A 1,295-nucleotide genomic window follows, 5' to 3' on the forward strand; every position below is an offset into this window, starting at 1 on the left:
AACGACACGTTGAACGGAGATCCTGTATCGATAGATGATGTGACGTTGACGATAGTTACGGCAGCGACACCGATCAACGGCGGTCCTGTACCGAGCATCGATCCATCTACAGGCATCGTAAGCATTCCTGAGAACACCCCAGCGGGAACATATACAATCACATACCAGATYTGTGAGGATCTGAACCCTACGAACTGCTCGACGGCCTCTGTAGAGGTTACGGTAGAAGCGGCAGAGATAGCGGCGACTGATGACGACTTCGGTCCGATCAAYGGCCTAGACGGCACAGAGAACGCGGGCAATGTGTTGACAAACGACACGTTGAAYGGAGATCCTGTATCGATAGATGATGTGACGTTGACGATAGTTACGGCAGCGACACCGATCAACGGCGGTCCTGTACCGAGCATCGATCCATCTACAGGCATCGTAAGCATTCCTGAGAACACCCCAGCGGGAACATATACAATCACATACCAGATTTGTGAGGTATTGAATCCGGACAACTGTGMTACRGCGACGATAAGCATCACGGTAGAAGCGGCAGAGATAGTGGCGACTGATGACACGGTGATAGACATCRACGGTTACGATGGTGAGGATGATGTAGTGAATGTGTTTGGTAATGACACGTTGAACGGAGATCCAGTAGATCCATCCGAGGTTACGTTGTCGGTAGGAGGCACAGAGGTCATCACTCCTGTATCGTTCCTAGACGCGGACARCAACCCAACTACTCAGGTAGTATTGAATGCAGACGGCAGTGTAGACGTTCTTGCCGGTACGCCTGCGGGTACCTATACGTTGGAGTACAGCATCTGTGAGGTRTTGAATCCGGACAACTGTGCTACRGCGACGATAAGCATCACGGTAGAAGCGGCAGAGATAGTGGCGACTGATGACACGGTGATAGACATCAACGGTTACGATGGTGAGGATGATGTAGTGAATGTGTTTGATAATGACACGTTGAACGGAGATCCAGTAGATCCATCCGAGGTTACGTTGTCGGTAGGAGGCACAGAGGTCATCACTCCYGTATCGTTCCTAGACGCGGACARCAACCCAACTACTCAGGTAGTATTGAATGCAGACGGCAGTGTAGACGTTCTTGCCGGTACGCCTGCGGGTACCTATACGTTGGAGTACAGCATCTGTGAGGTATTGAATCCGGACAACTGTGCTACGGCGACGATAAGCATCACGGTAGAAGCGGCAGAGATAGTGGCGACTGATGACACGGTGATAGACATCAACGGTTACGATGGTGAGGATGATGTAGTGAATGTGTTTGA

The 1,295-nt window shown here is 50.8% G+C and carries 1 protein-coding gene; it reads left to right on the top strand.

Annotated features, from left to right (window positions below; genetic code table 11):
* Positions 1–303: 303 nt before the first annotated feature.
* Positions 304–1,295, top strand: a 992-nt coding sequence (locus MM213_RS20645; RefSeq protein WP_241414778.1) for a hypothetical protein, incomplete at its 3' end; no start/stop codon positions are given.

This window comes from Belliella alkalica (assembly GCF_022549785.1).
Taxonomy (GTDB): domain Bacteria; phylum Bacteroidota; class Bacteroidia; order Cytophagales; family Cyclobacteriaceae; genus Belliella; species Belliella alkalica.